We start from the raw sequence: 26494 nt of genomic DNA, 5'->3' as shown, positions 1-26494 counted from the left end.
TTCTAACCTATGAGAGCCATCTCATATCTAAAATGCTAACATTAAGCGATTTAGGACGGTAAAGTTTTCAGCTTTTTCCAAGAAAAAATCTCGCTTTCTATTGTAAAATTCTTGCATTCTCGATAAGTTTATGAAAAATGTGGTAGAAAGTGGTAGAAAGTGGTGGATTGTGAAGCCTCTTTTACTATTTTTGTAAGTCAAGAAATTATACATAAAACGAAATGGCTTTTTTCACAAGCGAATACGAATGTAAGCTAGATGCCAAGGGAAGGCTGGTGCTACCAGCTAAGATCAAGGCGAGTCTACCAGAGACTTCTGGGACGGAGCTTGTATTGCGCAGAGGATTTGAGCCATGCTTGGTGCTCTACCCGATGGTTGAGTACAAAAAGATCTATGCGAAAGTAGCAGGTCTGAGCGAGTTTAATGAGGAGTATAGAAACTTTCAGCGAAACTTCTTCAGAGGAAATACAGAAGTAGAGTTGGACAATATGGGGAGATTTCTCATCCCTAAGCTGATGATGAAATATGCACAGCTGGATAAAGAAGCGATCGTAGTGGGTATGGGAAACAGGGTAGAGATCTGGTCGCCAGACTTGTACGAAGAGTATTTGATCAAAGATCAATCAGCTTTCTCTAAGATGGCTGAAAAAATATTAAGTGAAGAATGATGACAACCGCTTATCACATACCGGTCATGCTACGTGAATGCATCGAGGGCTTGGATATCAAGCCTGATGGCATTTATGTAGATGTTACTTTTGGTGGAGGAGGTCATTCTCGCGCTATTTTAGAAAAGTTGACTACAGGGAGGTTATTTGGGTTTGACCAAGATGAAGATGCGCTAGCTAATGCGCCTGATCATAAGCAGTTTACCTTTGTACAGGCTAATTTTCGTGATTTGAAGCGTTATTTGCGCTTTTATGGCGTTAAGGAAGTGGATGGAATCTTAGCAGATCTTGGGATTTCTTCTCATCAAATAGACGAAGCGTCTAGAGGATTCTCTACTAGATTTGATGCTGCACTAGATATGCGTATGGATAGGCAAGCAGGCAAGTCAGCTCAGGAAGTCATTGCTTCATATAGTGAATCTGAGTTGCACAAGATACTTGGTATCTACGGAGAAGTGAAAAATGCTAAGACACTCGCTGCAGCCATTTGCTCGGCTAGAGTCAATAAACCGATAGAGACGATTGCGGATTTTAAGGCGGTGCTTCAGAAGTTTGCACCAAGAGGTAAAGAAAACAAGTATTTCGCTCAGGTCTTCCAAGCAATACGTATCGAAGTCAATGATGAGATGGGTGCGCTTGAAGAGATGCTGTCCCAATCTATAGAAGTGCTCAAGCCAGGAGGGAGACTCGTAGTGATGTCATACCACTCGCTAGAAGATAGGATGGTGAAGAATTTTATCAACAAAGGTAAAGTCTTCGGAGAGGTTGAGAAGGATTTTTATGGTAATCAGCTGAAGCCCTTCAATGCGATCACGAGGAAACCAGTCCTAGCAAGTGCAGATGAACTAGCGCAAAACTCGAGAGCAAGAAGTGCAAAACTTAGGATAGCAGAAAAAGTAGAAAACTATGGCAAGTAATACTCCAAAAGCTCCGAAAATAAAGCAGCCTCAGTCAAGAGGCAAAAGCATCTTTAGCTTGATAGAAAGCAAGTTGAAGATGGAGGGCTTATTCGGACAAGGTGTACCGGTCAAACTAGTTCCTCCATTTTTGTTTGCAGCCCTACTGGTGCTGATCTATATCTGGAGCAATCATCAGGCGGATAAAACCGTCCGAAATATAGAGAGACTTCAGCAAGAGGTAGAAGATCTCAGAGCTGATGTCACGACACTTGAGGCAGAGTACATGTATAGCAGTAAACAATCAGAGGTGTCCAAAAAGGTAAGAAACTTGGGCATCGTAGAAAATGACGAACCACCATTCAAAATACTGGTAGAAGACTAAATGAATATAAAAAGATCCATATTGATCAGAGTGAGGCTGGCTTTCCTAGCAGTAGTGCTAGGAGGATGCTTGATCGTGTGGAAGATTGGCCATATACAATTCGTAGAGGGTGATCGCTGGAAGCAGCGCGCAGAAGATATAGGTATGCAGTACCGCACTGTCAAAGCGACCAGAGGAAATATCTATGCTGGAGACAAAAGTCTCTTAGCTACTTCGTTGCCTTTTTATAAAATAGCGCTCGATCCTACCATTGCTAAAAGTGATGTCTACAAGGCGGGGATAGATTCATTAGCCATGTTATTATCCAGACATTTCAATGATAGACCTGCTACCTACTACAAGCGTAAAATCAATGATGCTAGAATAGCTAAAAAACGTTATGTAGTCTTGAATAATGAGCGTATAGACTATCAAGAGAAGAAGAAAATGCAAGATTGGCCTATCTTCAGAGAAGGTAGAATGGGTGGTGGAGTGATCTTCGAAAAAGTGGATGTACGCTACAAGCCATTTAAAGCACTTGCTTCTCGTACAGTTGGCTATCTCAATGCAGACAACTATGGGGCTGGTCTAGAATATAGCTTCAATGATATACTTTCTGGTAAAAATGGTGAAGCACTCTTTCAAAAGATAGCTGGTGGAGCATGGAAGCCTGTACAAGATGCTTCTGATATCAGACCAGAAGATGGATTTGACATAGAGACTACGATTGATATCAATATTCAAGACGTAGCAGAGTCAGCTCTCCTCAAAACTCTCCAAAGGACCAATGCGGCCTATGGTACGGTAGTAGTCATGGAAGTGGCAACTGGTCATATCAAAGCCATGTCTAACCTAAGCAGAAGAGGAGATACGAATGACTATTATGAAAACTATAATTATGCAGTAGGACAGCAAGGACTGACTGAGCCAGGATCTACTTTCAAGCTGCTTTCTATGATAGCTCTGCTAGAGGAGACAAGCATCTCTCTTTCAGATACGATCGACACTGGGGATGGTAACTACAGATTTTACGACAGAATCATGCGAGATTCTAAAGAAGGTGGATATGGTAAAATTACTGTTAAAGAGGCTTTTGAGCTATCTTCTAACGTAGCGATTTCTCGCCTAGTAGATGAAAATTTCGGAGCAAAACCTCAGAAATATGTAGACTACATCCACAAGATGAAAATGGGTGAGCCACTTAATTTCCAGTTGACTGGTGAAGGAAAGCCTTATGTAAAAACCCCAGGAGCTAAAAACTGGTATGGAACTACCTTGCCTTGGATGTCTATAGGCTACGAGGTTCAAATGACACCACTTCAGACGCTTACCCTTTACAATGCTATAGCAAATGAGGGAAAAATGGTTAAGCCGATCATCGTCAAGCAAATTAGTAAGGCTCAAAAAGTAATCGAGACATTTGATACGGAAGTCCTCAACCCTAAGATAGCTTCAACTGAAACACTCGACAAAGTAAAAACACTGCTTGAAGGTGTGGTAGAAAACGGTACGGCTAAAAATGTAAGAAATGCTAACTACAAAATAGCTGGAAAAACTGGCACTGCTCGAAAGCTTGAAAACGGGAGGTATGTGCAAAAGTATTATACTTCATTTGCAGGATACTTTCCAGCAGAGAATCCTAAGTATAGTGCTATAGTCGTGATAGACAGTCCAAAAGGCTGGGCTGTATATGGTTCTGATGTATCTGCACCAGTTTTCAAAGAAATTGCAGATAAAATCTACTCACAGGATTTGAATCTCAACGAGATTTATTTCACCAAAAATGATTATAAACCAGACCCTACAGAGTTTCCAGTGATCCAAGCAGGTCATTTTGAAGACTTAAATATGATCTGCAATCTGTTGGGTATTTCAAATCACTACAATGGTGCTGAGCCTTGGGTAAAATCTAGGGTAGTCAATAATGCCATAGAATGGAAAGCTAATCAAGTAGAATCTCCCATCATGCCTGATGTGCTAGGGATGACACTTAGAGACGCGCTCTATGTCTTAGAAAATAAAGGCATCACCGTGCATCATCAAGGAAAAGGAAGGGTCAAAAGCCAGTCGCTTGCCTATGGTGCTAAAATTCAAAAAGGAACAAACGTATACCTGACACTCAACTAATGATCATATTAAAAGACATATTGTACAAAATATCACTGCTAGCTACTAGTGGTGACATGGAGGTGTCTATCAGTGAGATTGTATTTGATTCTCGCAAAGTCACTGAGGGTAGTCTTTTCGTAGCCACTAGAGGTACACATGTAGATGGTCATGACTTCATAGACATGGCTATCGAAAAAGGTGCTCAGGCGGTCGTTTGTGAGGAATTGCCACAAGTACTAAAAAGTGATATCACTTACATACAAGTAGCTGATGCAGCTAAAGCATTGGGTATTCTAGGAGCCAATTTCTATGGAAATCCTTCTGCTAAACTCAAGCTAGTAGCTGTGACAGGTACCAACGGAAAAACCACTATTGCTACACTACTTTATCAACTTTTTGGGGCCATGGGTTACACCTCTGGCCTACTTTCTACAGTTCAAAATGAGATCGCAGGAAAAGTAATTCCAGCTACGCATACTACACCTGATGCCATCCAGCTCAATGCACTCTTAGCACAGATGGTCAAAGCTGGCTGTACGCATTGCTTCATGGAGGCTAGTTCACATGCCATAGTACAGCAGCGTATAGCAGGATTGCAGTTTGCAGGAGCGATATTTAGTAATATATCACATGATCACTTAGACTATCATAAGACCTTCGATGAGTATATCAAAGCCAAAAAGATGCTTTTTGATCAACTGCCAAGTGCTGCTTTTGCACTGACCAATGTCGATGATAAGAGAGGTATGGTCATGCTTCAAAATACCAAAGCAGCAAAGTATACTTATGGTCTGAAAGGTCTGGCGGACTTCAAAGGGAAGATATTATCCAATACACTTCAAGGGTTGGAGCTAGATATTAATAACAGGCAAGTTTGGTTTAAGCTCATTGGAGATTTCAATGCTTATAATCTATTGGCAGTTTTAGGTACTGCAGTACTCCTAGAGGAGTCAGAGGAGGAAGTATTGATGCAGCTTTCAAGTCTAGCAGGAGCCAAAGGAAGATTTGAACAAATCCAGACGGCTAATAAAATCACTGCAATCATTGACTATGCGCATACACCAGATGCACTTGAAAATGTGCTCAAAACGATACAAGGTGTCAGAGCTGGTAATGAAAAAGTGATCACTGTGGTGGGCTGTGGAGGTAATAGAGATACTACAAAGCGACCAGTCATGGCCGAGATAGCCGCTAAACTGAGCGATCAAGTGATCTTGACTTCGGACAATCCAAGGGATGAAGATCCTGCTATGATCATTCAGGAGATGCAGCAGGGCATCCCCATATCACAGATGAGAAAAGCGCTCTCTATAGTAGATCGGAGGGAAGCGATCAAGACTGCCTGTGTCATGGCAGCACCTGGAGATATCATCTTGATAGCAGGCAAAGGACATGAAGACTATCAGGAGATCAAAGGAGTCAAACACCACTTTGATGATAAAGAAGTAGCGAGTGAATTTCTAAAAATGATTCATTCATAAGATAAAAAGAGCTAAAACCACCAAGACAAATGTTATACTACCTTTTTGACTATTTAGACCAAGCAGTAAACTTCCCAGGGGCAGGGGTCTTTAGGTACATATCCTTTAGAGCAGGTATGGCGGCAGTGGTGTCTTTGCTCATTACTATCACTTTTGGTAAATATCTCATTAGTCTACTTCAAAGAAAACAAGTAGGAGAAAGCATCAGAGACCTTGGATTAGAGGGTCAAATGGAGAAAAAAGGAACACCTACGATGGGTGGCTTGATCATCATTGCAGCGATTATTTTTCCTACGCTGCTCTTTGCTCAAGTATTCAATATTTATATCATCCTTTTGATTATCACTACAGTAGGTCTTGGAGCGATCGGGTTCTTGGATGACTATATCAAGGTATTTAAAAAGAACAAAGAGGGGCTTGCTGGTAGATTCAAGATCGTAGGTCAAGTAGCCATCGGAGTGATCGTAGGGCTGACGCTTTATTATCATGAAGATGTTGTAGTGAGAGAGTTTCAGACAAGTGTCTCTATAGAAGAAGGCGTGGTGGAGACTCCAGCATTTAAGGATGTGAAAAGCGCTAAGACGACCATTCCTTTTATGAAAAACAATGAACTCAACTATGAAGAAGTCTTGGGCTTTTTGGGCGATAGTATGACACCAATCCTCTATGTACTTTTGGTGACTTTCATCATCACAGCAGTATCTAATGGGGCTAATATCACTGATGGGATAGATGGTTTGGCTGCGGGAACATCCGCTATCATAGGTTTAACAATTGCCATTTTTGCCTACATCAGTGGTAATGCCATTTTCTCTCAATACCTCAATGTGATGTTCATCCCTAACTCTGGAGAGCTCGTGATCTTTTGCTCGGCTTTTGTAGGCGCTTGTGTTGGATTTTTGTGGTACAATGCTTACCCAGCTCAAGTTTTTATGGGAGATACTGGAAGTCTTTCTTTAGGAGGAAGTATAGCAGTGTTGTCACTTGTCTTGCGCAAAGAACTGCTTATCCCAGTGCTCTGCGGGATCTTTTTGATCGAAAATCTATCCGTGATATTGCAAGTAAGCTATTTCAAATACACCAAGAAAAAATACGGTGAAGGTAGAAGGATATTTAAGATGTCCCCGCTACACCATCACTATCAGAAATCAGGCATGGCAGAGCCTAAGATCGTCACTAGATTCTGGATTCTAGGGATCTTATTAGCGATTTTGACATTGGCAACACTAAAATTGAGATAAGGAAAAATGAAAAGACTGGTCATACTCGGAGGTGGAGAGAGTGGAGTTGGAGCCGCTTTGCTAGCTAAGGCAAAGGGATATGACGTCTTTGTGTCTGATGCTGGAAGCATAGCGGAAGGGAGAAAGGTACAACTTGATCAGGCTAACATCTCATATGAAGAGCTTCAGCATACTGCTGACAAAATCTTAAATGCAGATGAGGTAATCAAAAGTCCAGGGATTCCTGATAAAGCTGAGATAGTGATTGCTTTGAAGCAAAAAGGCATCTTAGTCATCGATGAATTAGAGTTTGCTTTCAGATATACTAAAGGAAAAGTAATCGCGATCACTGGAACCAATGGAAAAACGACTACCACGCTGCTGACTTATCACTTGCTCAAAGAAGCTGGATATGATGTAGCACTCGGGGGGAATGTTGGTAAAAGTATGGCTGCTCAGTTAGTCACTGGAGATCATGCTTGGTGGGTATTAGAGGTGAGTAGCTTTCAGATAGATGGTATGAAGGCTTTTAGACCATTTATCGGGATGATTACTAATATCACTCCAGATCATTTGGATAGGTATGAGTATAGGTTGGAAAATTACATCCAAGCCAAGCTCAATTTAGTCAATAATATGCAGCCAGAGGATCATTTTATCTACTACCTAGATGATCAATATATCTGGAAAGGACTTGATGAGCGCAAACCAAAGGTTAGTAAGTACCAAGTGTCCGTTAGCCAAAAAGTAGCTCAAGGTGCTTGGTTTGATGGAGAGATCATGTACTTCAGCTTTGAAGACAAACATTTTGAAATAGACGCTTCGGACGTTGCTCTAAGAGGAAAGCATAATATGCTCAATACCATGCACGCAGTACTAGCAGCAACAAGTGCTGGACTAAGTAGAGAGCAAATTTTACCCTCTCTGATGACATTTAAAAATGCACCACATAGGTTAGAGCTAGTAGGTGAGCTGAATGGCGTGAGCTTTTTTAATGATTCCAAGGCGACCAATGTAGATGCTGCATTTTATGCACTTGATAGCTTTAAACAGCCAATGATATGGGTGCTTGGGGGTATTGATAAAGGAAATGACTATGAGACACTCATGCCAATCGTCAAGCAGTATGTTAAGGGAATCATCTGTCTGGGAGTTGATAATAGCAAAATCAAGGCGGCATATGCAGACGTGGTAGAGAAGTTTCATGAGACGCAAAGTGTAGAAGAAGTCATCGAGACATCGGTTTCTTGGGCGACTGCGGGAGATGTTGTCTTACTCTCTCCAGCCTGTTCAAGTTTTGATTTATTTAAGAATTATGAAGATCGTGGAGCACAGTTTAGAAATGCGGTCTTGAACAAAATAAAAGAAGCTAAAAGCTAAATTATGATAAAGGCTTGGGCAACAAATAATTTAAAAGGAGACTCGGTCATTTGGGGGATTGTATTTACTCTCTCGGTGATCAGCATCTTAGTAGTGTATAGCGCTACAGGTACTCTGGCATATAAGCGCATGGGCGGCAATACAGAAGCCTATCTGATCAAGCATGCCATGTTGGTATTCTTGAGCTTATTCGTCATGTGGGTGGTGCACCGTATTGATTACAAGTATTTTGCTAAGATTGCGCTATTAGGACTTTGGGTTTCTGTGCCACTTTTGCTCTTTACTTTTCTCTATGGTGTGAATAAAAATGAAGCTTCTAGATGGCTCACTATTCCGATCATCAATCAAGCCTTTCAGCCGTCAGATTTGGCTAAGTTGGCATTGATTTCTGCTTTGGCTTCAATGTTGGCCAAGCGTCAGAAGAATATTGAAAGCTTCAAAGAATCACTTTTGCCGATTCTAATCTGGTGTGGAGCTATTTGTGGACTGATTGCATTGGCTAATATGTCTACCGCCATCTTGTTGTTTGCAACTTGTATGTTGCTCATGTTTATCGGCCGTGTACCATTTAAAAACTTGATGATGCTGGCCGTCATCGGTGCATTGGCAGGTACGATAGCGATTTTTGCAGGTCAGCGTGGTAACACCTTTTTCTCCCGTATAGAAAATTTCTGGGTGGAGACAGAGGTGCCTTATCAGGCAGAGCAGTCATATATCGCGATAGCTACAGGAGGAGTCGTAGGCAAAGGCCCTGGAAATAGTGATCAGCGTAACTTTCTACCACATCCGTATTCGGATTTCATCTTTGCGATTATCTTAGAAGAGTACGGTTTAGTAGGTGGACTATTTATCTTATTTCTCTACTTAGCGCTACTCTATCGAGGGATGCGAACAGTAGCTAATTCTAATCGGCCGTACGGAGGACTGCTCTCTGCGGGACTCAGTTTTGCGCTGGTACTGCAGGCCATGGTCAATATGGGAGTAGCCGTAGGTTTAGGACCGATCACTGGACTGCCACTTCCACTATTAAGTATGGGAGGTACGTCTTTGCTTTTCACAGGCATAGCACTAGGAGCGATCTTGAGTATTAGCAGAGGAGAGCAAGAAGAAGCACTGGAAAGTGAACAAACAAGTAATAGAAAAATGACAGCTGCGGCTGCTTGATGATATGGAAAAGCACGCAAACAAATATATGATCAGTGGTGGAGGTACAGGAGGGCATATCTATCCTGCTATCGCTATTGCGCATGCTATCAGGGAAAAGCAACCTGATGCAGAGATCTTATTTGTGGGTGCTGAAGGGAAAATGGAAATGCAAAAAGTACCTGAGGCAGGGTTTCCTATCGAAGGACTTTGGATCAGTGGTTTGCAGCGTAAGTTGACTTGGGATAACCTTAGTTTTCCTTTTAAAGTGATCGCGAGTTTGACCAAATCCTCTAAGTTGATTAGAAACTTCAAACCAGATGTGGTCATAGGAGTAGGTGGATATGCAAGTGGACCACTGCTCTACAAGGCACAGCAAAAAGGAATTCCAACAGTCATTCAGGAGCAAAATAGTTATGCTGGTTTGACCAATAAACTTTTGGCAGGTAAAGCAAAGGCCATCTGTGTGGCTTATGATCAGATGGATCAGTTCTTTCCAGCGAAAGCGATCAAGTGGACAGGCAATCCTGTTCGCAAAGACATATTAGATATATCAGACAAGAAAGCTAAAGCGCTGTCTCATTTCGGCTTAAATGCTGATCAGCCTGTGATCTTAGTGATCGGAGGTAGCTTAGGAGCTCACACGATTAATCAAGTGCTGATCAACCAAGTAGAGACACTAGCATCAGCTAGAGTACAAGTGCTCTGGCAGTGTGGGAAGTTTTACTATCAAAACTTGAGAACTGAGTTGGCAGCAAAGTTGGCTAAAGGCATTCATCTTTTTGAATTCATCAAAGAGATGGATCTAGCTTATGCCGCTGCTGATGTGGTGATTTCTAGGGCGGGAGCACTATCGATCTCAGAGATTAGTGTAGTAGCCAAGCCTACGATCTTTGTGCCATCACCTAATGTGGCAGAAGATCATCAGACCAAAAATGCCATGGCTTTGGTCAGCAAAGAGGCGGCACTGATGGTGGCGGACGCCAAAGCTTCAGAGGACTTGATCCCTCAGGTATTAAGTTTAGTGAATGACAAAGTACTGCAAGAACAATTGATCAATAATATCAAGGTATTTGCTAAGCCAAATGCAGCAAGTGATATAGCAGATGAAATATTGAGATTAGCTAAATGAGGTTAGAACAGTTACATAGCGTCTATTTCTTAGGTATCGGTGGTATCGGTATGAGTGCACTTGCTCGCTGGTTTATGCACCGAGGCATGGCGGTATATGGCTATGATAAGACGCCTACTAAACTCACTGATCAACTGATCTCAGAAGGTATGAAGATTCACTTTGATGATCAAGTGTCTTTGATAGCAGAGGATGTCAAGTCATCAGACAAGGAATCTGTACTAGTGATATACACGCCTGCTATACCAAAGGATCATCAAGAGTGGGCTTTCTTTAGAGAACATGGCTATGTGATCAAAAAGAGAGCAGAAGTGCTCGGGCTGATCACACAGAGTTTATTTGCTGTAGGCGTAGCGGGTACTCACGGCAAGACGACTACTTCTTCTATGGTGGCACACTTACTAAAAGTTGGTGGAGTCAATGTTTCCGCTTTTCTAGGAGGGATCACACAGAATTATCATAGCAATCTACTCATCCATGAAGAAGGGTTAGAAGAAGCAGTAGCGGTGATAGAAGCAGATGAGTTTGATCGTTCTTTCCTACACTTACACCCAAATATCTCTGTCATCACAGCAGTAGATCCAGATCACCTAGATATCTATGGTGATGATGCACATATCGTGGCGTCATTTAATGATTATGCGCAACTCACTAGTGCTGGAGGTGAGCTATTCATATCAGCCAATGCAGTAAGCAGACTAGATAAGGCTAAGCTAGGAGAAGTAAGTATTAAGACATATGGTATAGATAAAGGCGACATTCAAGCTAAAAATATTCAGATTGTCGATGGAGTTTTTCACTTTGACTATACATCAGATTTGCATCAGATTAGTGGTTTAGAGCTTTTGATGCCAGGCTATCACAATGTGGAAAACGCACTAGCAGCCATCAGCGTGGCGCTAAGTCTAGGAGTGAGTGATTCTGCCATAAAAGAGGGTATTAGCACCTTCAAAGGAGTGAAAAGAAGGTTTGAATATGTGGTCAAAAATAATCAAACGATCTACATAGATGACTATGCACACCATCCTGCGGAGATTGACGCGTTCCTCAAATCAGTCAAAGCGATGTACCCAAATAAAAAAGTAACAGCAGTGTTTCAGCCTCACCTCTTTACGCGAACTAGAGATTTTGCAGCTGGATTTTCAGAGAGTCTTAGTTTGGCGGATGAAGTGGTGCTCTTGGATATTTATCCTGCTAGAGAGCTTCCTATCACTGGTGTGACTTCAGAGATGCTGCTTGAAGCGATCACAGTGCCTCATCAAATGAGTAGCAAAAGTAACCTTTTGGAAGATCTAAAGAAAAATGAAATAGAAGTCCTAGTCACCATAGGTGCAGGGGATATTGATACATTGGTATTGCCTATTAAAAATTGGTTAGAAAATAAATGATGTCAAAGCAAAACAAGATAAAGAAGACTATACTCTTAGTGGCGATTTCGCTGCTGATGATTGCGTCTATTGCTTTGGTCGAAAAGAAAAATAGTCAGAAGACTGTCCAAAGTATATCGATCTATGTAGAGGGGATCAGCGGAGTGTCTTTTGTAGAAGAAGCAGACATCTTGAATATGATCACCAATCCAGAAGATGGTATCGTACAGGCAGGTGACCCTATCTCAGGTTTAAATATGCGTGCTATAGAAAGTAAAGCAGCAGGGCATCCATTTGTAAAAAGGGCTGAAGCTTTTGTAGACCTTAAAGGTAACCTTCGAGTAGTGATCGATCAATATAAGCCATTGGCAAGGATAGTTCGCGTCAATGCAGCGGATGCTTACATCAGTGAGGAAGGTTTGATATTGCCTACTTCTAAGAAATTTACAGCAAGAGTTACCCTTATCGAGGGAGCTTTTGGAGAGCAACTGATTAAGGCGCAAGACTTGACTGAAGCGCATCAATCGCTAATGGATTTATTGGATTTTATAGAAAGGGACAAGTTTTGGAAAGCACAGGTAGCTTCCTTAGATATAGATAGTAAGGGGCAGATCACTATTTACCAGCAGGTAGGCAAGCAGCTGATAGAGTTTGGTAAACCTGAGCAGATCGAAGAGAAATTTGAGAAGCTGAAAATCTTCTATGATGAAATACTGCCAGCTAAAGGCTGGAACTACTACAGCAGAGTGAATTTAAAATATAAGGATCAAATCGTTTGTGAATAAAATAGCTATGGAAAAGGATCAAATCATTGTCGGACTCGACATAGGAACCACAAAAATCTGTGCCATCGTAGGGCGCAAAAATGAATTTGGAAAGCTAGAAGTCATGGGTATGGGTAAGGCTGTCTCTGATGGAGTGATCAGGGGTATAGTCACCAATATCGACAAGACTGTAGCGGCTATCCAAAAGGCAGTCGCAGAAGCTGAAGAAATGGCGGAAGTCAATATCGGTGAAGTCATCATCGGGATCGCTGGACAGCATATAAGGAGCTCTATTCATCATGGAAGTATCATCAGACCGTCTAAGGATGATGAGATCACCATAGAGGATGTGAAGAGACTCGCACATGATATGGAAAATATCGTGATGCCTCCAGGCAATACGATCATCCATGTGATGCCACAAGACTATATCGTAGACTATGAAGATGGTATCAAAGATCCAGTAGGGATGTCAGGTGTGCGCTTAGAGGCGGACTTCCATATCATCACTGCACAAACCAATGCTATTAACAATATCAATAAATGCGTAAAAAGAGCCAATCTTAACTCTAGGGATCTGATCCTTGAACCTCTAGCGAGTAGTTTGGCTGTACTTAGCGAAGAAGAAAAAGAAGCTGGTGTCTGCTTAGTAGATATCGGTGGTGGTACGACAGATGTAGCTATATTCCATGACAACATTATTCGCCACACTGCTGTGATTCCATTTGGTGGTAATATCATCACTTCTGATATCAAAGAAGGGTGTATGGTCATGCAAAACCAAGCAGAGCTATTGAAAATCAAATTTGGCAAAGCCATAGCAGAGGAAGCCAGTCCAAACGAGATCGTATCTATCCCTGGTCTGAGAAATAGAGCACCAAAGGAGATATCGATCAAAAATCTCGCATACATCATTGAATCTCGTATGGTTGAGATCATCGAGATGGTTCAAGCGGAGATCATCGCCTCAGGCTATTACAAAAAGCTGGCTGGCGGTATTGTCATCACAGGTGGTGGGTCGCAGCTGCAGTATGTCAAGCAACTATTTGAATACATGACTGGTCTAGATGCACGTATCGGTCATCCAAATGAGCACCTTGGCAGAACCAAAGTGGATGCTGTGAAAAGCCCGATGTATGCCACTTCAGTCGGTCTAGTACTAGCTGGATTTAAAGCTTTGGACGAAAGAGAAAATCAATACAGAAGTAAATTGAAAGATGTAAAGGATGCTAAACCCGAGACTAAAGAAGAGAAGTCTAGTGGTGCTTTCTTGTCTAAGTTTATCCAAAAGACCAAGACATTCTTAACAGACGATTATAACGATTCAGATTATTAATAAACATAAAAGGAGGAGGAAATCATGTCAGAAAACGCTTATCGTTTCGAAATCCCAAAAAATCACAAGTCTATCATCAAGGTGATAGGCGTGGGAGGTGGTGGCTCAAATGCCGTAAACCACATGTATAATCAAGGCATCAAGGATGTAGAATTTGTCATCTGCAATACGGATGCACAGGCACTCAAGAGCAGCCCAGTGCCACTGAAGCTTCAGATAGGAGCTAACCTAACAGAAGGTCTTGGAGCTGGAGCCAATCCTGAAAAAGGAAGAAATGCAGCACTTGAGAGCAAAGAAGAAATCAGAGACTTGCTCAGTGACAATACCAAAATGGTATTTATCACAGCAGGTATGGGCGGTGGTACAGGCACTGGAGCTGCCCCAGTCATCGCTAAGGTGGCTAAAGAACTGGATATCCTGACGGTAGGTATCGTTACTGCTCCGTTTGGATTTGAAGGTAAACGTAAAATGGCGCAAGCGGAAAATGGTATTCGCGAACTACGTGAAAACTGTGATACAGTGCTTGTCATCCTCAATGATAAGTTGAGAGAAGTATATGGCAACTTAGGCATCAGATCGGCTTTTGCTAAAGCAGATAATATTCTCACCACTGCTGCTAAGTCTATCGCGGAAATCATCACTGTGCATGGAGATGTCAATGTCGATTTTGAAGATGTGAAAACTGTCATGTATGGTGCAGGTGCTGCCGTGATGGGATCTTCTGAGGTAGAGGGTGAAAATAGAGCCCTTAGAGCTGCCGAAGAAGCGATCACTTCACCACTACTTAATAATGTAGACATCAATGGTGCTCAGAAAATACTTCTTTCTATCCTTTCTGGTGAGGAAGAAGAGCTTCAAATGGACGAGCTATCGGCTATCACTGAATATATCCAAGAGAAGGCTGGTGATGAAGCAGATATGATCTTTGGTCATGGTGTAGATCCTGAGCTAGGCAGAGGTATCAGGGTAACAGTCATCGCTACCGGCTTTGAGAGTAACCCCCTGACAGCTCGCTCTAGTTCAAAAAAGGTGATTGATCTAGAGTCGGGAAAGCAAACAAAGCTTTTCGATGAAGCACCTGAGCAGTCTACTGAGGGTCTTAAGCCTGGTACTGCCTTTTCATTTGACTTTCCAAAACCCACTACAGTGAGCAATCAAGTCAATGAATCCAAGCAGTCTGAAGAGTCGGATGCTTTTGATATGGAAGAAGACGAGCAGTTTACTTTTGAGATTAAGCAAAAGCCAGCAGATTCTCCAGTAGAGCAGCTTTCATACTATGAGGAGCGTAAAAAGCTCGCTATGGAAAGAGCTATGGAGCGATATGACAAACTCAAAGAGATGAGACCTACTCAGATCTCTTCTGAAGACTTCAAAGAGAAGCTAGAAAAGCCAGCTTATCTTCGCAAGAACGTAAAGCTCAATAATGTGCAGCCATCTAATGAGGAGAACATCTCTAGGTTTAATCTCACAGATGACAATGAGATCTTAGGGAATAATCGTTTTCTCTACGATAATGTAGACTAATAGACAGCTGGATATAAGTATGTAATTCTGCCCTGCCCGAAAGACTAACAGTGAAGTTTTTCTGACAAATCCTCCTCTTTGCTGTGAAGCTAATAGGGAGGGCTGGGATTTGCATTTCCATCCATAGTCCCATATGACAGCCGTCTGTGGGACTTATTTTTGTCCATCACTATGGCTATCTTGTCAAACATGTCAGTAGAGATTTGATTATAATTGTAGACAAAAGAAAGAAATATGCAGACTTATAGTAAAAAAATAAAAAGTGCAAGGGACTACATCAAAAAGCAATTTGATATTACTCCTGATTTTGGCATCATCCTCGGAACCGGTTTAGGTCAGCTCATTGATCATATAGATATTCAGCACGAGATCAACTACGAAGATATTCCTCATTTTCCCATTTCTACAGTGGAGAGCCATTCTGGTAAGTTGATTTTTGGTAAAATAGGTCAGAAGACAGTCGTAGCGATGAAGGGTAGGTTTCACTACTACGAAGGTTACAGTATGCAAGAAGTTACTTTCCCAGTCCGCGTATTGAAAGCACTCGGAATTAAGAGACTTTTTGTGAGTAATGCAGCTGGTGGGTTGAACCCTGATTTTAAGATCAGTGATTTGATGATTATCAAAGACCATGTGGACCTATTTCCAGAGAATCCATTGAGAGGAAAAAATCTTGATGACTTTGGTGTAAGATTTCCTGATATGAGTGAGCCTTATGATCAAGGTATGATCGACCAAGCATTGGCTATTGCTAAAAAACATGGTATTAGAGTCCATACTGGCGTTTATACAGGAGTACAAGGGCCAAACTTGGAGACCAAGGCTGAGTATCACTACCTAAGGGTCATCGGTGGAGATGCCGTAGGGATGTCTACTATACCTGAAGTCATCGTAGCGAGACATATGGACTTACCCGTATTTGCGATATCTGCTATCACGGACTTGTGTACTCCAGGTAATATCAAAAAAGTAACAGTAGCAGAAGTGATCGCTGCTGCTATGAAAGCAGAACCTGGGATGGCTAAAGTGATCAGTGAGTTGATTGCTAGCATAGATTAAAGTCAAGTAAAGAAAATACCGAGAGAATCATTTCCCTCGGTATTTTTTATTCTCCCAAAAAGATCTTAAACCCTCCATTGACTATAAAACCATCAGTAGGAGCCCATATCTGAGTAAAGGTAGGTTCATTAGGACTTCCACCTACGATTGGCGAAAACTTATCCTGTCGAGTATCTGTAAAGTTTTCAAAGTTGATGAAAATAGAAAATCGTTCCCAGATCTTTTCTCCCATAAACCCAAATCTCCAATAACTAGGTGAGTAGCTTTCGTTCATCAGATATTGCCTACCTGTAAAGTAGCTTTCAAAGCCTGCTCTAAGTTTTCCCTCTATTTCATACATCAATACTACACCCACTTGAGATCTAGGCGTGAGTGGTATGGGCATATTCATACCTTCATAGTGGTTACGAGCATTGATAAAAGTATAGCCAGCAAATAGCTTGAAGTCTTTGTAATTGGCTTTGATGTTAGTTTCGAAGCCTGCGGTATGGACATCTCCAGATACATTATTGTATTTCAGAAAAACCATGTCAGGTTCGGGCTGTAGGATCAAGGGATCATTGATCTGAGTGTAGAAAAATAGCTGGTTGATAGATAATGAAGCCTCATCTCCAATGGGGATCAAATAGTTGACATCTAAATTTGCTCCGACCGAACGCTCTGCGGCATTATCTTCTGGAGAAGTGGGTAGTACATACCTAAAGTTGATTTCCTCTGACTTTTCAGTAAATACAGTCGGATTTTTATATCCTAATCCACCTCCAAGTCGAGTGCTCAGTCTGCTATTGAAGCGGTGAAGCCATGAAACTCTCGGCAATACAAAAGTCCCGTAATCAGTCGTGTGATCTATCCTTAACCCACTTTCAAGTGTGTTTTTGTCATTGATATTAGTGGTTCTTTGGAGAAATGCACCCACTGTGGTAAGCTGATAACCTAGATTGATAGAAGTGGGAATAGACCTATCATCGAATTGATCGGTCCATAGGTTTAATCCTCCGATCCATTCATCATTTTCTTTAGCTTTTTTAGTCAAATTGATCTCAGAAAAGCTAGATTTTTGGATTCCGGAAAACTGGAAATTAGCAAGTCGAGTTTCTCTGTCATAGTAGTTATAATTCCCTTTTATCTGCAAGTTTGTACTAGCATTAAGCGATCGCTGATATTGAATGACAGCTGCATTTCTATTTGTTTTAGTCCGCTCTACATAGCTGAATCCAGGAGTTTCATTGAGTGCTCTGATGTCACCACCATTTCTAGATTCTTCAGAGAAAATACCGCCTATTTCTAGTACAGCATCGTTCTCTCCATAGAAGAATATACTAGGGTTAAGATTCCATCTTGAGATCTCAGGGATATTGGTAAAGCGATCTCCATCTGGATCGTAGAACGCTTGCTTGTTTAATGTTCCATATACAGAGGTGCCTATTTTACCAAATTTTTCTGCATAGAAGACATTATAATCTTGTCCGCCCGCAGAGGTGAAATTTGTCATCAAGTTAAGTCTTCGTTCATCAGTAGGTTTGATAGGGACTAAGTTAATAAGTCCAGCAATGGCACCACCTCCATACAGTGTAGACGAACTGCCTTTGATAATTTCGACTTGTTGTAAGTCTAGAGGTGGTATCTGCATGATACTTAGTCCTCCTGCAAATCCATTGTACAGAGGTATGCCGTCTCTGAGGAGTTGAGTATATCGGCCATCAAGCCCTTGAATTCTAAAGGTAGCATTGGCAGAAGTAGCAGATGTCTGCTGAACCTGAATACCCGTGCTCTCTCTCAAGATCATAGAGATATTAGCGGCATTCATATTACCTTTTTCTTCCAACTCTTCTCCAGCGATCACTTCCACTCTTGTAGGAGTATTATCTATGAGCCTACTCGTACGCGTAGCTTTGACAGTGATAGCCTCCATCTCATGCTCATGAGACTCTTCTAGCGATACGATGATTGGCATCTCGATCTGTATAGGAAGCTGTTGTTTGATAGTGACAGATTCATATCCGAGATATTTAAATACAAAAGTGTAGCTTCCAGCAGATAAATCTGTAAATGACACTAGTCCATTATTATCAGATACTTTGCCTGTCTTAGTTTCCTTAATTTGAACACTGACTCCGATGAGAATTTGGCCTGCTTCATCGATAGTTTTGAATGAGATAGATTGACTATAAGCGATGCTGCTACTAATACAGAGCAGTACCATAAGGATATAATTTTTCATAAGATGATTTTAATTAGCTGAATGATTTATTGAGTCAGCTAACAAATCGGGGGAGGATCCTTCAATTCTTTATTGAAAGGCTGATAGGAACCAAAAAATGCCATCTCTGAGCTATTAGGATTTTTTGAAAAACCTAGGTGAAGACTCTGATTGATACTCAAAACAGTTTGACAACATTCACAGCTACAGAGCGGAGAGCAGCTTTCAGTTTCATTAGATTTTTCTGTGTCTGTTTGACAAATATCTATCGATTCACCACTACAAGTCTGAGTGAGATCTTGACATGGATATGCTGATAGCACAAATAAGTAAATAGTAAAAAGTGTCTTGAGCCAATGCATGCATAAATGTAGCAATAGATTTTGTACACACTGTTGCATGAATGTTTGATATACAAACCAAATCCTTTTTAGTGGTGTTGACTAAGCTGAAATAAATCACAAAATCATTTTAAACACAGATTAATTTATAATTTTGAAATATGGACTTAAAGGGTAAAGTAGCAGTAGTAACAGGGGTCAGTAAAGGGATAGGTTTAGAAACTGTCAAGCAACTATTAGATAAAGGATGTATCGTAGCTGGATGGGGGAGAAGTAAACCCTCTCTCAATCATATAAATTTCCACTTTTTCACTTGCGATGTAGCCTCTCAATCGAGTGTAGAAAAGGCATATGCCGACACTACTCAAAAACTAGGTAATGATATCAGAATCCTGATTAATAATGCAGGCTTTGGTGTGGCAGCTCCTATAGACGAGATGAAAGTGGAGGACTGGAAAGCGATGTTTGATACCAATGTCCATGGGATCTTTTATGTCAGCAGATTGATCGTGCCTAATATGAAAGTTCAAGATGAGGGGCATATCATCAATATCGCATCTATCGCTGGTCTCAATGGCGTGCTAAACTTCGCTGGATATGTAGGGACTAAGCATGCTGTAAGAGGAATCTCTCATTCTATGTACATGGAGCTTCGTGACTTTGGCATCAAAGTGAGTACGGTATATCCTGGATCTGTCAAGACTAATTTTTTTGATGATATAGAAGGAATGAACGCTAATGATAATATGATGAGGCCTGAGGACGTTGCCACCACTATAGTGCAAACGCTCGAGACACATCCAAACTATTTCGTGGCAGATATCGAGCTGAGACCACTTAGACCAAGAGGAAAACAAAAGTAATATGTCTATCAAAGTAGTAGGAGTTAGTAAGTTTTTTGGGTTGCAAAAGGCATTGGATGAAATTTCCTTTGAAGCTAAAGAAGGTCAAATCTTAGGTTTTTTGGGGCCAAATGGAGCTGGGAAATCTACTACTATGAAAATTGCCACAGGTTACCTCTCAGCTGATACAGGAGAGGTGACTATCTGCGGCATAGATGTCGCTAAAGATCCAATAGCTGCCAAGCGAATGATTGGCTACCTTCCTGAGCACAATCCATTATACCTTGATATGTATGTAAAAGAGTATTTGTCATTCACGGCAGCACTTTTTGATGTGCCAAGGTCTCAAAGGAAAGACAGCGTACATGAGATGATAGAAAAGTGTGGTTTGACTTTGGAACAACACAAAAAAATAGGGCAGCTATCCAAAGGATATCGTCAAAGGGTAGGATTAGCCAAGGCCTTGATCCATCAACCGAAAGTTTTGATTTTGGATGAGCCAACTACAGGTCTAGATCCTAATCAACTAGTCGAGATTAGAAGTTTGATCAAATCTTTGAGCAAGGATAAGACGGTGATATTTTCTACTCACATCATGCAGGAAGTCCAAGCGCTTTGTGACCAGGTAGTCATCATCAACAAAGGAAAGATCGTAGCAAATGATCGACTAGACAACCTAACGCAAAGCACTAGTGAAGAAGACCTACTATACATAGAGTTGAGTACTGAAGTGTCTGTAGAGATACTTATGAGTATCAAAGGTGTGATATCAGTCGAACAGGTCAAATCGCGAGAATATTTGCTTAAATGCGAAAAATCCGCTCAAGTCAAAAGTAAAATCGTTGGAGAGTTGAGTCAGCGAGGATTATCGGTTGAAGGCTTGAGACAGCAATCGGATTCTTTAGAAACTATTTTTCACCAATTGACTCGCTGATATGTGGCATATCTATATCAAAGAAATCAATAGTTTTTTCAATAGTCTAGTGGCCTACATTGTGATGGCCATTTTTCTAGTCAGTATGGGCTTGATCGTCTGGGTTTTCCCTGAATCCAATGTCCTTACATATGGCTATGCGGAGATGTCTGCTTTCTTTTATTATGCACCCTACATTTTGATGTTTATGGTGCCTGCGATCAATATGCGGATGTTTGCAGAGGAACAAAAAGCAGGTACGCTAGAGTTACTCTACACCAGTCCATTGAAGGTGACAGATATTGTTATAGGCAAGTACTTAGCAGGATTCACATTGATGGCGCTGACGATTCTTCCTACCATTATTTATTATTACTCTATCTATCAGTTAGGAGATCCGATCGGTAATATCGACACCGCGAGAGTGATAGGTTCTTACATAGGTTTGTTACTGCTTGGAGCGGTATTTACTGGTTTTGGAGTTTTGACTTCATCATTTACAGACAACCAAATCGTAGCATTCATACTCGCAGTATTTTTTAGTTTCTTCTTTCATACTGGTTTGTCTTCTATAGCCAATATCAATGTCTGGAGTGATTTATCATTATTCATAGAGTTTTTGAGTTTGTCCTATCACTATGATTCATTGAGTAGGGGTTTGATAGATTCGCGAGATGTTATCTACTTAGTCAGTTTGATCATACTGTCGATTTATTCAACTACTCATATACTAGAAAGGAGTAAGTCATGAAAGCTAGATCACTTAATCTTCTGTTGCTGCTTGTTGGGATCATTGCGATAAACTTCTTTTCTGCGAGTTATTTTTATCGATGGGATTTGACAGAAGAAAAGCGCTATAGCATCAGTGATGCAGCGATTAGTTTAGCTAGGAGTATTCCAGAGGAGATAGAATTTGAAATCTACCTAGCAGGAGATTTACCTTCAGGTATGAAGCGACTACAGCAATCTACTATCGAGATGCTCGAGCAATTTAAGGCTTATGCCAATGTTCGAGTCTCTTACTACTTTGTAGATCCAGTCACTATAGTGGATGAAGACTATAAGATAGAGTTTATGAGAGAGCTAGCTCAGATGGGAGTGAGGCCTACCAATTTGATGATCAATGAGGATGGGAAAAGATCGAGTAAATTAATTTTCCCGGGCTTAGGGATTAAAATGGGTGACCAAATGGTAGGAGTACAGCTACTCAAAAATCAAGGAAACTCCCCAGCTAGTCCTGAAGAGATACTCAATCAGTCAATAGAAAACATAGAATATCAGATAGCCTCTTCACTAAAAGTACTTGTAGGTGAAGAACGGCCTCGTATAGGGCTTTCTATAGGTCATGGAGAACTGGACTCACTAGATGTCTTGGGTCTGACTGATGTTTTGCTGACTAAATATGATGTTTTCAAATTTGACTTGAGCAAACTTCAAGACCTGAGCGTATTTGATGCTATCATCATCAATAAGCCAAAAAGTGAGTTTTCGGAGCTTGAAAAGTTTAAGCTTGATCAGTATCTTTTAAGTGGAGGCAATGTATTATTTTTTCTAGACGTGATGCGTGTAGACATGGCAGAGGCTGGAGCTCCAGAAGGTGCTATAGGTTTGCCTTTTGAAGTAAATTTGGATGACATGCTCTTCAAATATGGTGTCAGGATAAACCGTGATTTTGTACAAGACCTGAGGAGTGGATATTATCCTGTAGTTGCAGGAGACTATGGGGATCAGCCTCAGATTAGCCGATTGCCTTGGCCATTTTATGTGATAGCCAATAACTTGGAGCAGCATCCAATCACCAAGAATTTAGATGCAGTTTACTTTAGGTTTGTGAGTTCGATGGACACTGTCAAGGCTGAGGGCGTTTTGAAAACCCCTCTAGTTTTTACATCTAACTACTCGAGAGTACTTCCTACTCCTGCGCGAGTAGCTTTTAATGACTATATCGAAGAGCCTGACTTCGCTACTTTTGGAAGAGAATATCTTCCTTTGGCCTATTTACTTGAAGGCGAGTTTACATCACTTTTCAACAATCGATTTTTGCCAGATGGAGCCAATACTAATGATAGGAGAGATAAAGGTGTAGGTAAAGCATTAGTCGTTTCTGATGGCGATTTTTTACGAAATGACATCAGCCTAGAAGACAAAACACCTTTTCCATTAGGAGAAGATCCATTTTCTGGAAGTTTTGCCAATGCAGACTTTATCCAAAATACGCTAGCTTACATGCTCGATGAGCAAGGTATCATACTCGCTAGAAACAAACAAATCAAAATCAGGCCGCTCGATAGACCGAAAATACTACGTGAAAAGACCTATTGGCAGCTCCTCAATGTGGCATTACCTGTAATTTGTATTATTGTCTTTGGAGTGCTTAGGTATGCTTGGAGAAAAAGAAGCTATACATCCCTCAAATAGCAAAGCTGTATAATGAATAGGTTTGCATAGTTTTTGGCTAAAAAGCGAGAAAGACTCATGCAATTATGATTTTATTTTTAAATTTACCGAATTGTAATTCTACATAGTAAAAACCGCATTCACGATATGAAATTTATTGTTTCTTCATCCGCTTTATTGAAGCATCTATCGAGCATCAATGGCGTAGTGACTACCAATCCGGTAGTGCCCATTTTGGAAAATTTTCTTTTTGAAATCAAAGAAGGGAAATTGACTGTCACCGCCTCAGATCTACAGACCTCCATGATGACAGTGATAGATGTAGAAGCCAAAGAAGACGGTCAGATAGCTGTTCCTGCCAAGATTTTGATGGAGACATTGAAGAATCTGCCAGAGCAGCCTGTCACTTTTACGATAGACAATGACAGCTACAGTGTAGAGATCAGCAGTGACAATGGTAGATACAAGCTAGCGGGTGAAAATGCCACAGACTTCCCTAAAATTCCTACAGTCTCTAATGCAACTACAGTGGAGATGTCTACAGAAGTACTTAGCAGCGCTATAGCTAATACTATCTTTGCTACGAGCAATGATGAGTTGAGACCAGCGATGACAGGCGTTTATGTCAATCTAAGTGAGACAAATACGACTTTTGTAGCGACAGATGGCCATAGACTTATCAGATATAGAAGGGTAGATGTAGCCTCTGAAGATGGTAGTGCGATCATCATCCCGCGCAAAGCACTCAACTTATTGAAGTCAACTTTGCCATCTGAAAACACTTCGGTGACAGTAGAATTCAATGCCTCAAACGCCTATTTTAAATTCAATAATATCAAGATGATCTGTCGCTTGATAGATGAACGTTTTCCTGATTATGAAAACGTAATCCCAGCCGATAATTCAAACTTGATGACGATTGATCGCATGGATTTGGTGAGTTCACTTAAGCGAATTGCCATCTATGCCAATAAAACAACTCATCAAGTAAGATTGAAGCTGACAGGTAGTGAACTATTGATCTCTGCTGAGGATCTTGACTTTTCTAATGAAGCCAACGAAAGACTTTCTTGTGAGCACAATGGGGAAGACATAGAGATCGGCTTCAATGCTAAGTTCCTCATAGAGATGCTTGCCAATCTCGTGTCTAGAGAAGTCACATTGATGTTTTCGGCACCTAACAGAGCAGGACTTATCGTGCCAAAGGATAAGGATGATAATGAGGATATCCTCATGCTAGTGATGCCAGTGATGCTTAATAATTATGTCTAAGTACTAAAAAATCAATTTTATATAAGCCTTGGCTGTTACAGGTCAAGGTTTTTTTTCGTCTTTTTATTGAAGTGATTGGATAAATAAAAAGAGTCAATGATTTCTATAAAATATAAGTAGCTTTTTATCTTTAAGTATTCAATAGTACTTAAACTACTTTTAAGATTATTTTGAAGCATAGTACACACTTAAGTTTTTCAATAACCATCATCTAATGCTAGATCTACCAAAAAAATACAGCTCTTTGTACCTAGCGATATTTTTTAGTTTGCTTTTGTTTGCTTGCCTGTACAGATTGCATCAACCGCCACTGAAGTTTGAGGAGCCAAGAAGAGCGATCGTAGCGATAGAGATGATAGAGACTGGTAATTGGATAGCGCCACAGATCAATGGTGCATTTTATTACAACAAACCCCCACTTTATAATTGGTATTTAGGAGGTTTTTTCCTTCTTTTTGGTACCTCTGAGATAGTAGTCAGATTAGCCAGTTTAGTAGCGTTTTTTATCTTTGGCTGGTCTATATATTTGGTTGGAAGTCGATACTTAAGTAAGACTCAGGCCATCACCAGCGCACTGATGTTCATGACCGTCTTTCAATTACTATTACAGTTTACTGTGATAGGAGAGATCGACATTTTCTACAGCTTGATTGTTTTTTGGCAAGTCTGCTTAATATTTTTATTGTTTGAAAAAAGGCAGTTTTGGCTACTTTTCACGCTCAGTTATTTGTTGACATTTGTGGGCTTGATGACCAAAGGTTTACCTTCATTGGCTTTTCAAGCAATTACACTACTAACGTGGTTCATCTATCAGAAACAGTTTAAAAAACTATTTTCTTTGGCTCATATAGTAGGTATTTTCGTCCTTTTAACTGGTTTAGGGGTTTATTTCTTTGCTTACAGTTATCACAATGATCCTACAGAATTTCTAATTAGATTACTAACTGAGTCTACTCAACGAACGGCTATTAGTGCTTCTATTTTTCAAACTTTGGCTTACCCTTTGATTTTTCCGCTTGAGTTAGTATTGATTACAGGTCCTTGGACTTTTATGCTTTTACCACTTTGGAGTAAGCAGATCAGAAATAGAGTTTTTGAAAATAAGCTATTGCTGTTTGCAGGAATTTTCATAGTAAGTAATCTATTGATTTATGCCATATCTCCAGGTACGAAGACGAGGTATTTATTCATGTTTATTCCATTTTTCTTGTGGCTATCAGTTGGTGTGTGGAATATAGCTGGAGAGTTGGGTTTGTGGGAAACTTATAGAAGGTATTGGGCTAAATTCTTCTGGGGAATTTTATTGATAGGAGGGGTTGGACTATCCATAGTTCCGTGGTTTCCTGAGGTGAGACTTTATCCTGTGGATATAGTTTGGGCAATCCTTTGTCCAGGATCACTTTTTTTGATTGCTTACTTTTATAAGAGGCGAGAATCCTCAGAGTTACAATTATTACTACTTTCCATTATTATTATTAGGATAGCATTTGACATCTATGTTTTGCCTCAAAGAGAGATTTCTACTAAGAATAATGAGCCAAAGGAAGCTATTCAAGCTTTAGGGATCAGTCATGATTTGGACTTTTACACGATAGGTCAGTTGATAGAACAACAAGTTCCAATGACCAATCTGATTGTAGCTCAGAAGCATTATCAATGGCCTCCATTCGCATTTAGCTATTACTATTATCAGAAATTCAAACAACCACTAACGCTTACAGATAAGCTTACAAAAGGAAAGCAATATCTCTGTCACGCGCACGAATTACCTTCAGGAGCAAAAATATTAAGTGAATACTTCATGGATGAGTTTGGAGTAAAGCTTGTACTGTTTGAGTGGTAGTACTTAACCTTAATTAAAGGTAACTGCCTGTAAATCTGCTAGTAATGGCGGATTTTTTTTATGATAAAAGTTCGCAATATTCTAGTAAAATCTATTGTTTTAAAATTTTTTAACAATGTTTAATATGTTTTATTCTTGAATTAAAACAAATTATTATATCTTTACGTACATAATAAAGTATTAGTTAATGAGTTTGTGCCTTTTTAGGTACATAAACTTCCTCAACTGATGCTTCATTTGATT

22 protein-coding genes are annotated in these 26494 nt (G+C 40.5%); 20 read left to right on the top strand and 2 right to left on the bottom strand.

Features of this window, described 5'->3' with window-relative positions; translation table 11 throughout:
* Positions 1–221 precede the first annotated feature (221 nt).
* The 14 genes from mraZ to I5349_RS10530 all read left to right on the top strand — a co-directional run bounded on the left by mraZ (position 222) and on the right by I5349_RS10530 (position 16443).
* Positions 222–668: a division/cell wall cluster transcriptional repressor MraZ gene (gene mraZ / locus I5349_RS10595; protein WP_226390733.1), complete on the top strand. Its 447-nt coding sequence runs from the start codon at positions 222–224 to the stop codon at positions 666–668.
* Positions 665–1585, top strand: coding sequence for a 16S rRNA (cytosine(1402)-N(4))-methyltransferase RsmH (gene rsmH, locus I5349_RS10590; protein ID WP_226390732.1), 921 nt, complete (start codon positions 665–667; stop codon positions 1583–1585). Before mraZ ends, rsmH begins: the two co-directional genes overlap by 4 nt.
* Positions 1575–1949: an FtsL-like putative cell division protein gene (locus I5349_RS10585; RefSeq protein WP_226390731.1), complete on the top strand. Its 375-nt coding sequence runs from the start codon at positions 1575–1577 to the stop codon at positions 1947–1949. Before rsmH ends, I5349_RS10585 begins: the two co-directional genes overlap by 11 nt.
* On the top strand, positions 1950–4055 hold the full coding sequence (locus I5349_RS10580) for a PASTA domain-containing penicillin-binding protein (RefSeq protein ID WP_226390730.1): 2106 nt from the start codon (positions 1950–1952) through the stop codon (positions 4053–4055).
* Entirely contained in the window at positions 4055–5518 is a 1464-nt protein-coding gene (locus I5349_RS10575) for a UDP-N-acetylmuramoyl-L-alanyl-D-glutamate--2,6-diaminopimelate ligase (protein WP_226390729.1), read from the top strand. The genes I5349_RS10580 and I5349_RS10575 overlap by 1 nt, the downstream gene beginning before the upstream one ends.
* Positions 5519–5547: 29 nt before the next feature.
* A complete protein-coding gene (gene mraY, locus I5349_RS10570; protein WP_226390728.1) occupies positions 5548–6759 on the top strand; it encodes a phospho-N-acetylmuramoyl-pentapeptide-transferase in 1212 nt (403 codons plus the stop codon).
* A 6-nt stretch (positions 6760–6765) separates the two neighbouring features.
* Positions 6766–8118 carry a UDP-N-acetylmuramoyl-L-alanine--D-glutamate ligase gene (murD, locus tag I5349_RS10565; protein WP_226390727.1) on the top strand — a complete coding sequence of 451 codons (1353 nt, stop codon included), beginning with the start codon at positions 6766–6768 and terminating at the stop codon, positions 8116–8118.
* Positions 8119–8121: 3 nt separating this feature from the next.
* A complete protein-coding gene (locus I5349_RS10560) occupies positions 8122–9282 on the top strand; it encodes an FtsW/RodA/SpoVE family cell cycle protein (protein WP_226390726.1) in 1161 nt (386 codons plus the stop codon).
* A gap of 4 nt (positions 9283–9286) precedes the next feature.
* Positions 9287–10393 carry an undecaprenyldiphospho-muramoylpentapeptide beta-N-acetylglucosaminyltransferase gene (murG, locus tag I5349_RS10555; RefSeq protein ID WP_226390725.1) on the top strand — a complete coding sequence of 369 codons (1107 nt, stop codon included), beginning with the start codon at positions 9287–9289 and terminating at the stop codon, positions 10391–10393.
* On the top strand, positions 10390–11781 hold the full coding sequence (murC, locus tag I5349_RS10550; protein WP_226390724.1) for a UDP-N-acetylmuramate--L-alanine ligase: 1392 nt from the start codon (positions 10390–10392) through the stop codon (positions 11779–11781). Before murG ends, murC begins: the two co-directional genes overlap by 4 nt.
* Entirely contained in the window at positions 11781–12545 is a 765-nt protein-coding gene (locus I5349_RS10545) for a cell division protein FtsQ/DivIB (RefSeq protein ID WP_226390723.1), read from the top strand. Before murC ends, I5349_RS10545 begins: the two co-directional genes overlap by 1 nt.
* A gap of 7 nt (positions 12546–12552) precedes the next feature.
* Complete coding sequence (ftsA, locus tag I5349_RS10540; RefSeq protein ID WP_226390722.1) at positions 12553–13860, top strand: cell division protein FtsA; 1308 nt, start codon at positions 12553–12555, stop codon at positions 13858–13860.
* 24 nt (positions 13861–13884) lie between these two features.
* Positions 13885–15384, top strand: a complete 1500-nt coding sequence (gene ftsZ / locus I5349_RS10535) for a cell division protein FtsZ (protein ID WP_226390721.1) — start codon at positions 13885–13887, stop codon at positions 15382–15384.
* Positions 15385–15618: 234 nt separating this feature from the next.
* Positions 15619–16443, top strand: coding sequence for a purine-nucleoside phosphorylase (locus I5349_RS10530; RefSeq protein ID WP_226390720.1), 825 nt, complete (start codon positions 15619–15621; stop codon positions 16441–16443).
* Between the two features lie 46 nt (positions 16444–16489).
* On the opposite strand, the gene I5349_RS10525 is transcribed toward I5349_RS10530, so the two are convergent.
* Positions 16490–18664: a TonB-dependent receptor gene (locus I5349_RS10525; protein ID WP_226390719.1), complete on the bottom strand. Its 2175-nt coding sequence runs from the start codon at positions 18662–18664 to the stop codon at positions 16490–16492.
* A gap of 38 nt (positions 18665–18702) precedes the next feature.
* The gene (locus I5349_RS14315) at positions 18703–19005 is read right to left on the bottom strand and encodes a DUF6660 family protein (RefSeq protein ID WP_369075570.1); all 303 of its coding nucleotides are present in this window, start codon (positions 19003–19005) and stop codon (positions 18703–18705) included.
* A 140-nt stretch (positions 19006–19145) separates the two neighbouring features.
* Here I5349_RS14315 and I5349_RS10520 point away from each other — a divergent pair, with 140 nt between their 5' ends.
* The 6 genes from I5349_RS10520 (at position 19146) to I5349_RS10495 (ending at position 26251) form a co-directional block, all read left to right on the top strand.
* Positions 19146–19847, top strand: coding sequence for an SDR family oxidoreductase (locus I5349_RS10520; protein WP_226390718.1), 702 nt, complete (start codon positions 19146–19148; stop codon positions 19845–19847).
* 1 nt (position 19848) lies between these two features.
* Positions 19849–20760 (top strand): gliding motility-associated ABC transporter ATP-binding subunit GldA, encoded by a 912-nt coding sequence (gene gldA, locus I5349_RS10515; protein WP_226390717.1) that lies wholly within the window; start codon positions 19849–19851, stop codon positions 20758–20760.
* Position 20761: 1 nt separating this feature from the next.
* On the top strand, positions 20762–21490 hold the full coding sequence (gene gldF, locus I5349_RS10510) for a gliding motility-associated ABC transporter permease subunit GldF (RefSeq protein ID WP_226390716.1): 729 nt from the start codon (positions 20762–20764) through the stop codon (positions 21488–21490).
* Entirely contained in the window at positions 21487–23157 is a 1671-nt protein-coding gene (gene gldG, locus I5349_RS10505; RefSeq protein ID WP_226390715.1) for a gliding motility-associated ABC transporter substrate-binding protein GldG, read from the top strand. Before gldF ends, gldG begins: the two co-directional genes overlap by 4 nt.
* 126 nt (positions 23158–23283) lie before the next feature.
* The gene (gene dnaN, locus I5349_RS10500) at positions 23284–24408 is read left to right on the top strand and encodes a DNA polymerase III subunit beta (RefSeq protein WP_226390714.1); all 1125 of its coding nucleotides are present in this window, start codon (positions 23284–23286) and stop codon (positions 24406–24408) included.
* A 214-nt stretch (positions 24409–24622) separates the two neighbouring features.
* On the top strand, positions 24623–26251 hold the full coding sequence (locus tag I5349_RS10495) for an ArnT family glycosyltransferase (RefSeq protein WP_226390713.1): 1629 nt from the start codon (positions 24623–24625) through the stop codon (positions 26249–26251).
* The last annotated feature ends 243 nt before the right edge of the window (positions 26252–26494 follow it).

Source organism: Penaeicola halotolerans (assembly GCF_016464625.1).
Classification (GTDB): Bacteria; Bacteroidota; Bacteroidia; order Cytophagales; family Cyclobacteriaceae; genus Penaeicola; species Penaeicola halotolerans.
Note: the sequence above shows the minus strand (reverse complement) of the source record. Positions and strands in the feature narration are given on the sequence as shown.